Source organism: Streptomyces gelaticus, from assembly GCF_014649535.1.
GTDB lineage: Bacteria > Actinomycetota > Actinomycetes > Streptomycetales > Streptomycetaceae > Streptomyces > Streptomyces gelaticus.
Map to the genome: position 1 here is coordinate 109,731 of NZ_BMTF01000025.1, position 8,951 is coordinate 118,681.

The window sequence follows — 8,951 nt, forward strand, 5'->3', positions numbered from 1 at the left end:
CCAAAGCCCCCAGACGCGTCGCGCACGATTGCCCCTCCGGCCTCGCACGCCCCGCTGTCGCTTCTGGTCCGGTGTCCGCCCGGTGGGGTTCGTCAATCGGCGGACGGGCCGAACCCTAGACCGTCGCCCGGTGCCCCCGCACAGTCGGGGGGCCACGCCGCCCGAAGCGCACGTTCTCGTACGGATTGCGCGATTCCGGCCGCGGCGCACGCCGCTACACGCGCGGCAGCGAGTCCGCGGCGATTCCGCCCTCGATGGCCAGGATGCGGTGCAGCCGGGTCGCCACCAGCAGACGCTGCATCTGCGGCGGCACGCCGCGGAGCACCAGCCGCCGCCCGGCCCGTCCGGCCCGGCGGTGTGCGCCCATGATGACGCCGAGTCCGGTGGCGTCCCAGGAGTCCAGCTCGGTCAGGTCGAGCACCAGGTCGCCCACGCCGTCGTCGAGGGCCGAGTGCAGGGCCGTACGGGCGTCCGCCGCGCTTCGGACGTCGAGGCGGCCCCCGACGACCAGCTCGGCGTGGTCGCCCCTGATGTGCATATGCGCTCCCCTGAAATGCTCCGTGGCAAGGTTCGTCCGTCTGTTCTGTCTCTCCCACAACTGACTGCGGCGGAGACAGGGAAGTTTCCGTCTGTAAGCGAACCGATACCGAATTCACTCCGCGGAGTGACTGAGGCACGGCGAGGGCCCACACGGATCCACTGCTTCCGGAAGACTCCCCCGGCCCTCCGGGCCCGACCGACGAGCAGATCGGGCAACCGGAGGACCGAAATCGATCAGTACGTGTAGAAGCCCTGCCCGCTCTTGCGGCCGATGTCACCTGCATCCACCATCCGGCGCATCAGCTCCGGCGCTGCGAACTTCTCGTCCTGCGACTCGGTGTAGATGTTGCTCGTGGCGTGCAGCAGGATGTCGACGCCGGTCAGGTCCGCCGTGGCGAGCGGGCCCATGGCGTGGCCGAAGCCGAGCTTGCAGGCGATGTCGATGTCCTCGGCCGAGGCGACGCCCGACTCGTACAGCTTGGCGGCCTCGACGACGAGCGCCGAGATCAGCCGGGTGGTGACGAAGCCGGCCACGTCGCGGTTGACGACGATGCAGGTCTTGCCGACGGACTCGGCGAACTCCCGTGCGGTGGCGAGGGTTTCGTCGCTCGTCTTGTAGCCGCGGACGAGTTCGCAGAGCTGCATCATGGGGACCGGCGAGAAGAAGTGCACACCGACGACGCGCTCGGGGTGCTCCGTCACGGCCGCGATCTTGGTAATCGGGATGGCGGAGGTGTTGGAGGCGAGGACGGTGTCGTCCCGGACGATCTTGTCGAGGGCCCGGAAGATCTCGTGCTTGACCTCCAGCTTCTCGAAGACGGCCTCGACGACGACATCCGCGTCGGCGACCGCGTCGAGGTCGGTGGTGGTCGTGATGCGGGCGAGCGCGGCCTCGGCGTCGGCCGCGTCCAGCTTGCCCTTGGAAACGAACTTGTCGTACGAGGCCTTGATGCCGTCACGTCCACGGGTCAGGGCTTCGTCGGTGACGTCGCGCAGCACCACGTCCCAGCCCGCCTGGGCGGAGACCTGCGCGATGCCGGACCCCATGAGTCCGGCTCCGATGACGGCGAGCTTCCTGGCCACGTGTGCACCCCTTGGTTTCTGTTCGCCTCTGCAGCTGGTCCCTGCACGGCCGGTCTTAACGGATATTCACATGCTCTCCGGCGGAGATTAGTACCCGTGAGGGGCGCTGGGGCCGTGAAGAGATGCGCGTCACGTCTCACATGACGGACATCACACCGGTCCGCCTCATTCGGCGGCGCGCCGGGCGTAGTTGAGGACCTTTTCGCCGAGGAGCTCCTCGATCTCGTCGAGCAGGGCGAGCGCGTCGCGCGAGACCTCGACCGCCTTGCGTCCGGCCAGCATCTCCTGGCTGATGTGGGCGACGAGGGCGCCCTCTATCCAGGTGAGCTGACCGCCGACCAGATCCGGCAGCGGATCGCCGGCCGGTGCGCCGGTCTCCTCGCGCAGGGTGGCGACGACGGCCTCCAGGACCTCCTGCTGGAGCCGCGAGAGGCGGGCCTGGAGTGTGGGCGCCTCCTCGACGACCCGCATGAAGTCGGCGAAGCCGTCCATCAGCCCGAGCTCCGGCGACACCGCGACGACCAGGGCCCGCAGCTCCCGCAGCACCGCCTCGGCCGCCGACTCGCCCTTGTCGCGGGCGCGGACGAAGCGGGCCACCCGCTGGGTGACGCCCTTCATCCGGTCGAGGAAGAGGTCCTCCTTGGCGGGGAAGTAGTTGTAGACCGTGTTCACGGAGACGTCCGCCAGTTCGGCGATCTCGGCGACGGTCACCGTCACGAATCCGTGCTCCAGGAACAGCCCGGTCGCGAGGTCCGAGATGTGCTGCCTCGCCTGGCGCTTCTTGCGTTCCCTGAGTCCCTCGCCCATCCGCCCATCATAGGCCCGGAGCCGGAGGCGATGAAAAGTTGGTGTCATTGCATTTTTTCAGTGGCTCTGTTTTTGTGGTCACTATGCCAATCATCAGTACGTCCGGCCTCGCCCGGACCTTCGACAGCGGGAACGGGCCGGTGCACGCCGTGCGCTCCGTCGACCTGGCGGTCGCGGCGGGCGAGATCGTCTGCCTCCTCGGCCCCAACGGAGCGGGAAAGACCACCACTCTGCGGATGCTGACCACGCTGCTCGCCCCCACCGGCGGCGCGGCCACCGTCGCCGGACACGACCTGGCCGACGACCCGGCCGGAGTGCGCGCGAAGTGCGGATACGTCGCCCAGTCGGGCGGGGCCGACCCCCACCTCACCGTGCGGGAGGAGCTGGTCACCCAGGGGCGGCTGTACCGGCTGAGCAGGACGGAGGCGGGCGAGCGGGCCGCGGAGCTGGCCGGCCTGCTCGGGCTCGGCGATCTGCTCGACCGGAAGGCGGCCGCCCTCTCGGGCGGTCAGCGCCGGCGCCTGGACATCGCGATGGGCATCGTCCACCGCCCTCCCGTCCTCTTCCTCGACGAGCCCACCACCGGCCTGGACCCGGGCAGCCGGTCCGACCTGTGGGACCTGGTGCGCGCTCTGCGCGACGACCACGGCACCACGGTCGTCCTCACCACCCATTACCTCGACGAGGCGGACGCGCTCGCCGACCGGCTGATCGTGATCGACCGGGGGGTGGTCGTCGCCGAGGGCACCCCGGCCGCGCTCCGGGCCGAGTACGCCGACTCCCCCGCCGCCCCGCTCCAGGACGTCTTCCTCGCGATCACCGGCCGCGCCGCCGCGCCCGCCGATGCCGCACCTCTCTCCGTACAGGGACTCTGATGCTGGTCCACGACACCGCACTGGTCTTCGGGCGGTACGCCCGCCAGACCCTGCGCTCCCGCTTCCAGATGCTCTTCGGCGTGCTGATGCCGCTGCTGTACCTGCTCTTCTTCGGCCCGCTCCTCGACGGTCTGCCGCTCGGCTCGTCCGGTGACTCCTGGCAGGTCCTGATTCCCGGACTACTGCTTCAACTCGTGCTGTTCGGCGCCTCGTTCACCGGGTTCTCGATCATCGTCGAGAAGTCCACCGGGGTCGTGGAGCGGATGCGGGTGACGCCTGTCAGCAGACTGGCTCTGCTGCTGGGCCGGGTCCTGCGGGACGCCCTGCTCTTCGTGGTCCAGGCCGTGCTGCTGGTCCTGGCCGCTCTGGCGATGGGCCTGCGCGCGCCGCTGCCCGGGGTGCTGATCGGCTTCGCGTTCGTCGCTCTGCTCACGGTCGCGCTGGCCTCGCTGTCGTACGCGCTGGCCATGAAGGTCGCGACGCCGCAGGAGTTCGGTCCCGTCATCAACGCGGTGGCCATGCCGGCCATGCTGCTCTCCGGCCTGATGCTGCCGATGACACTGGGACCGGCCTGGCTGGACATCGCGTCGCACTTCACACCCTTGCGCTATCTCGTGGACGCGGTGCGGGACGCGTACGTGGGCTCGTACGCCACCTCGCACATGCTGTACGGGGCACTGGTGGCGGTCACCTTCGCGGTCGCGGCCCTGGCGGCGGGCGCCCGGGTCTTCCGCCGGGCCGGTGCGTAACCCGGCACTAGGCTGGCGACATGGTCAATCTGACACGTATCTACACGCGCACTGGCGATCAGGGCACCACCGCCCTCGGCGACATGAGCCGCACCGCCAAGACCGATCTGCGGATCTCCGCGTACGCCGACACCAATGAGGCCAACGCCGTCATCGGTACCGCGATCGCGCTCGGGCAGCTCTCCGAGGACGTCGTGAAGGTCCTCGTCCGTGTGCAGAACGACCTGTTCGACGTGGGCGCCGATCTGTCGACCCCGGTCGCCGAGAACCCGAAGTACCCGCCGCTTCGGGTGGAGCAGAGCTATGTCGACAAGCTGGAGGCGGACTGCGACCACTATCTGGAGCAGTTGGAGAAGCTGCGCAGCTTCATCCTGCCCGGCGGTACGCCCGGGGCGGCGCTGCTGCACCAGGCGTGCACGGTGGTCCGGCGCGCGGAGCGGTCCACCTGGGCGGCGCTGGAGGTGCACGGCGACGTGATGAACGCGCTGACCGCGACGTACCTCAACCGTCTCTCCGACCTGCTGTTCATCCTCGCGAGGACGGCGAACAAGGAGGTCGGGGACGTGCTGTGGGTACCGGGCGGGGAGCGGTAGCCACCGGGTGCGGAAGCCGCCGGACGGGTGTCGGCCCCGCCCGGCCGGCCGCTCAGCGCCCGGCCGGCTCGCGTTTCGGGAACAGCGTGTAGCTCCCCGCGATGACCACGTTGATCCCGATGACGAACAGCATCGTCTGCTGCCACGCCTGGAGCGACGAGACGTCGCCGTCCCCGCCCACGTACCAGACGGCCGCCTGGAGCAGCGCCAGCGCGGTCACCGCCGCGACGGTCCAGCGCCCCGCGACCTTCCATTCGTGCGCCGCGCGCGCCATGCCGTACTTGGGCGGCTTCACCGGCCGCGGTGCGCCCGCGAAGCGATGGGCGACCCAGGAGTCGACCCAGCGGATCGTGGAGTGGCCGAGCCCCACCGTGAAGCCGATGTAGACCGCGGCGAGCCCGTGCTTCCAGTCGGGCTGCGCCCCGTTCTTCAGGTCGATGGCCGTCACCACCAGCAGTACGACCTCCAGCAGCGGTTCGCACAGCAGCACACCCGCACCCAGTCTCGGCTTCTTCGCCAGGTACCGCAGCGCGAGCCCCGCGGCCAGCAGCACCCAGAAGGCGACCTCGCAGAGCACGATCAGCGTGACGATCACGACACTTCTCCTTTCCCTTGCCTCCAGCCTCCCGGCCCGACCGCGGCGAATCGTCGTCGGCAGTGACGAACTACGACTGCATCCTTCGATGTACTCGCTCCTCACCCCCGGTAGGGAGGTCCGGGCGCGGGGGGCCGTGTTGGATGGGAGGGTGTACTCCCTCGCCCGGCCGCACCGCCACGACGTGCTCCTGGCCGCCATCGGACTCCTCGGCGGCCTTCTGCTGTGGTCGCTCGGCCTCCAGCTGCAGGGCGACCGGGCCTTCGTCGCCCCGTGGGTCTCCCTGCTGCCCCTCGTCGTCGTCTCGGCGCTCGAACTGGTCCGCAGGACCGCTCCGCAGCCCGCCCTGGTCATCGGCACGCTCGCACTGGTCGCGGACCAGTTCACGGTCGGGAACCTCGCGACGGTCCTGATGTTCACGGACCTCATGTACGCGGCCGTGCTGTACGGGAAACCGTCCGCCGCCCGCCGCATCCCGGTGACCACGTTCCTGATCACGGTCGGGATCACCATCGGGTTCCTGGCCTGGTTCCGCAACCCCCAGGCACTGCTCATCGGCGTCGTCACCGGCATGGTCTCGTTCGGGCCGGCCATCACCGGGGCCAGTGTCCGCAACCACCGGGACGCCGCCGAGGCCGCCCGGCTGCGTGCCGACCAGACCGCGCTGCTGGCCGAGATGGACCGGGCCCAGGCGGTGACCGCCGAGCGCACCCGGATGGCCCGCGAGCTGCACGACATGGTGGCCAACCACCTCTCGGCGATCGCCATCCACTCCACCGCCGCGCTCTCCATCGACGACCCGGACACCTCGCGCGAGGCCCTCGGCGTGATCCGGGAGAACAGCGTCGACGGCCTCGCCGAGATGCGCCGGCTGATCGGCCTGTTGCGCACCGGCGGCGGAGCCCTGGAACCGGCCGCGTCGCCCACCCTCGCCTCACTGGACGCACTGGTCGAGCAGACCCGTACGAGCGCCGCGCCGAGCAGCCTGACCTGCGACTTCGAGGACACCCGGGAGGAACGGGGGCCGCTTGCCGCGCCGGTCGAGCTGGCCGCGTACCGGATCGTCCAGGAGTCCCTGACGAACGCGCTCAAGCATGCCGCGCCCGGCCCGGTCACGGTGCGGCTCGGGCAGTCCGGGCGGCTGCTCACGGTGGAGGTCAGCAGTGTGCTCGGGGACCGCCCCGGGCCGCGCGCACCTGGTTCGGGGGCCGGCCTGGTGGGGATGCGGGAGCGGGTGGCGCTGCTGGGCGGCACGATCGAGGCCGGTCCGTCGTCCACCGGCGGTGGTACGGGCATCTGGCGGGTACGGGCCGAACTGCCGGTGGAGGAAGGGGTATCGAGGACATGACGATCAGGGTTGTGGTCGCCGAGGACCAGTCGGCCGTCCGGGCGGGACTGGTGCTCATCCTGCGCAGCGCGCCCGACATCGAGGTCGTGGGCGAGGCCGGGGACGGCGAGGAGGCGGTGCGCCTGGCCCGCGAACTCCGGCCGGACCTCGTGCTGATGGACATTCAGATGCCGCGGCTGGACGGGGTGTCGGCGACCGGGCAGGTGGTGGCCGAAGGGCTCGCGGACGTACTCGTGCTGACCACCTTCGATCTCGACGAGTACGTCTTCGGGGCCCTGCGGGCGGGGGCCGCGGGCTTCCTGCTGAAGAACACCGAGGCACGCGATCTCCTCGACGCGGTACGCACGGTGGCGCGCGGCGAAGGTCTGATCGCCCCGGCCGTGACGCGCCGCCTGATCGCCGAGTTCGCCGGGACCGCTCCCGCCCGGCCGGTGAAGGAGCCCGACCGCTCGGTGCTCGACGGTCTCACCCGGCGGGAGCGGGAGGTCCTGGGCTGTCTCGGCGAGGGCCTGTCGAACGCCGAGATCGCGGTCCGGCTCTCCATGGCGGAGGCGACGGTGAAGACCCATGTGAGCAGGCTGCTGGGCAAGCTGGGCCTGCGCAGCCGGGTCCAGGCCGCCGTACTCGCACAGGAGTTGGGCATCTGACGTTCAGGACCGTCCGGCGGCGAACGTTGGTCCAGACCTCTTGACGATTGGTCCAGACCTTCCTAGTCTCACCGAGCACACTGCGGTGAGCACGCCATGACAAGGCGGGCTCAGGGCGGCGCAGGGTTTGCAGTCCACGGACCACCCCCGAATGTCCGGACCTCACCCGAGGAGCACCGTTGAGCACTGAAACCCCCCTACGCCGGACCCGATTCAGACTCGGGACCGGCAGAGCCACCAGATCCAGAGCGGTCGCGGGTCTCACCGCGCTGCTGCTCCCATTCGCCGCCATGGTCGGCCTGGCCACCCCCGCCGAGGCCGCCACCTCGGCGACCGCGTCGTTCGTCAAGAAGTCCGACTGGGGCTCCGGCTTCGAGGGCCAGTGGACGGTGAAGAACACCGGCACCACCGCCCTGTCCTCCTGGACCATCGAGTGGGACTTCCCCTCCGGCACAGCGGTCGGCTCCGCCTGGGACGCCACCGTCACCAGCTCCGGCACCCACTGGACCGCCAAGAACCTCGGCTGGAACGGTTCGGTCGCCCCCGGTGCCTCCGTCAGCTTCGGCTTCAACGGCACCGGCCCCGGCGCCCCCACCGGCTGCAAGCTGAACGGCGCCTCCTGCGACGGCGGCAGCGTCCCCGGCGACAACGCCCCCTCCGCGCCGGGCACCCCCACCGCCAGCGCCGTCACCGACACCTCGGCCAAGCTGAGCTGGACCGCCGCGACCGACGACAACGGCATCAAGAACTACGACGTGCTGCGGGACGGCACGGTCGTCTCGACCGTCACCGGCACGACGTACACCGACTCCGGCCTCAAGGGCGGCACCGACTACTCGTACACCGTGCAGGCCCGTGACACCGCCGGCCAGACCGGTCCGGTCAGCGGCGCGGTCAAGGTCCGCACCACGGGTGGCGGCGGCAACCCCGACCCCGGCACCGGCGGCAAGGTCAACCTCGGCTACTTCACCGACTGGGGCGTCTACGGCCGGAACTACCACGTCAAGAACCTGGACACCTCGGGTTCCGCCGCGAAGATCACGCACATCAACTACGCCTTCGGCAACGTCCAGGGCGGCAAGTGCACCATCGGTGACTCCTACGCCGACTACGACATGGCGTACACCGCCGACAAGTCCGTCGACGGCGTCGCCGACACCTGGGACCAGCCGCTGCGCGGCAGCTTCAACCAACTGCGCAAGCTCAAGGCGAAGTACCCCCACATCAAGGTGCTGTGGTCGTTCGGCGGCTGGACCTGGTCCGGCGGCTTCGGCGAGGCGGCGAAGAACCCGGCCGCGTTCGCCGAGTCCTGCCACAACCTGGTCGAGGACCCGCGCTGGGCCGATGTCTTCGACGGCATCGACATCGACTGGGAGTACCCCAACGCCTGCGGCCTGACCTGCGACACCAGCGGCCCGGCCGCGCTGAAGGGGCTCACCTCGGCGCTGCGCACCAAGTTCGGCAAGGACTACCTGGTGACGGCCGCCATCACCGCCGACGGCTCCGACGGCGGCAAGATCGACGCCGCCGACTACGCCGGCGCCGCCCAGTCCCTGGACTGGTACAACGTGATGACCTACGACTTCTTCGGCGCCTGGGCCGCCAAGGGCCCGACCGCCCCGCACTCCCCGCTGACGTCCTACGACGGCATCCCACAGGCCGGCTTCAACTCCGCCGACGCCATCGCCAAACTGAAGGCCCAGGGCGTCCCCGC

The 8,951-nt window shown here is 70.2% G+C and carries 10 protein-coding genes; 6 read left to right on the top strand and 4 right to left on the bottom strand.

What is annotated here, in order from left to right; translation table 11 throughout:
* Positions 1-214: 214 nt before the first annotated feature.
* The 3 genes from IE107_RS28380 to IE107_RS28390 all read right to left on the bottom strand — a co-directional run bounded on the left by IE107_RS28380 (position 215) and on the right by IE107_RS28390 (position 2,430).
* On the bottom strand, positions 215-538 hold the full coding sequence (locus tag IE107_RS28380; RefSeq protein WP_072486732.1) for an STAS domain-containing protein: 324 nt from the start codon (positions 536-538) through the stop codon (positions 215-217).
* Between the two features lie 236 nt (positions 539-774).
* Entirely contained in the window at positions 775-1,623 is an 849-nt protein-coding gene (locus tag IE107_RS28385; protein ID WP_189547197.1) for a 3-hydroxyacyl-CoA dehydrogenase family protein, read from the bottom strand.
* 165 nt (positions 1,624-1,788) lie between these two features.
* Positions 1,789-2,430, bottom strand: a complete 642-nt coding sequence (locus IE107_RS28390) for a TetR/AcrR family transcriptional regulator (protein WP_189547198.1) — start codon at positions 2,428-2,430, stop codon at positions 1,789-1,791.
* Positions 2,431-2,513: 83 nt separating this feature from the next.
* On the opposite strand from IE107_RS28390, the gene IE107_RS28395 reads away from it, so the two are divergent.
* The 3 genes from IE107_RS28395 to IE107_RS28405 are packed head-to-tail and all read left to right on the top strand — an operon-like array spanning position 2,514 to position 4,647.
* Positions 2,514-3,305, top strand: a complete 792-nt coding sequence (locus IE107_RS28395) for an ABC transporter ATP-binding protein (protein ID WP_189547199.1) — start codon at positions 2,514-2,516, stop codon at positions 3,303-3,305.
* Complete coding sequence (locus IE107_RS28400) at positions 3,305-4,054, top strand: ABC transporter permease (protein WP_189547200.1); 750 nt, start codon at positions 3,305-3,307, stop codon at positions 4,052-4,054. Before IE107_RS28395 ends, IE107_RS28400 begins: the two co-directional genes overlap by 1 nt.
* Positions 4,055-4,074: 20 nt before the next feature.
* Positions 4,075-4,647 carry a cob(I)yrinic acid a,c-diamide adenosyltransferase gene (locus tag IE107_RS28405; protein WP_189547201.1) on the top strand — a complete coding sequence of 191 codons (573 nt, stop codon included), beginning with the start codon at positions 4,075-4,077 and terminating at the stop codon, positions 4,645-4,647.
* A gap of 52 nt (positions 4,648-4,699) precedes the next feature.
* Here IE107_RS28405 and IE107_RS28410 read toward each other — a convergent pair whose 3' ends face one another.
* The gene (locus tag IE107_RS28410) at positions 4,700-5,242 is read right to left on the bottom strand and encodes a hypothetical protein (protein WP_189547202.1); all 543 of its coding nucleotides are present in this window, start codon (positions 5,240-5,242) and stop codon (positions 4,700-4,702) included.
* A 151-nt stretch (positions 5,243-5,393) separates the two neighbouring features.
* Here IE107_RS28410 and IE107_RS28415 point away from each other — a divergent pair, with 151 nt between their 5' ends.
* The 3 genes from IE107_RS28415 to IE107_RS28425 form a co-directional block, all read left to right on the top strand.
* Positions 5,394-6,590, top strand: a complete 1,197-nt coding sequence (locus tag IE107_RS28415; RefSeq protein WP_229867298.1) for a sensor histidine kinase — start codon at positions 5,394-5,396, stop codon at positions 6,588-6,590.
* Positions 6,587-7,237 (top strand): response regulator, encoded by a 651-nt coding sequence (locus tag IE107_RS28420; RefSeq protein WP_189547204.1) that lies wholly within the window; start codon positions 6,587-6,589, stop codon positions 7,235-7,237. Before IE107_RS28415 ends, IE107_RS28420 begins: the two co-directional genes overlap by 4 nt.
* A gap of 179 nt (positions 7,238-7,416) precedes the next feature.
* Positions 7,417-8,951: glycosyl hydrolase family 18 protein (locus IE107_RS28425; RefSeq protein ID WP_189547205.1), on the top strand; the 1,535-nt coding region annotated here is incomplete at its 3' end.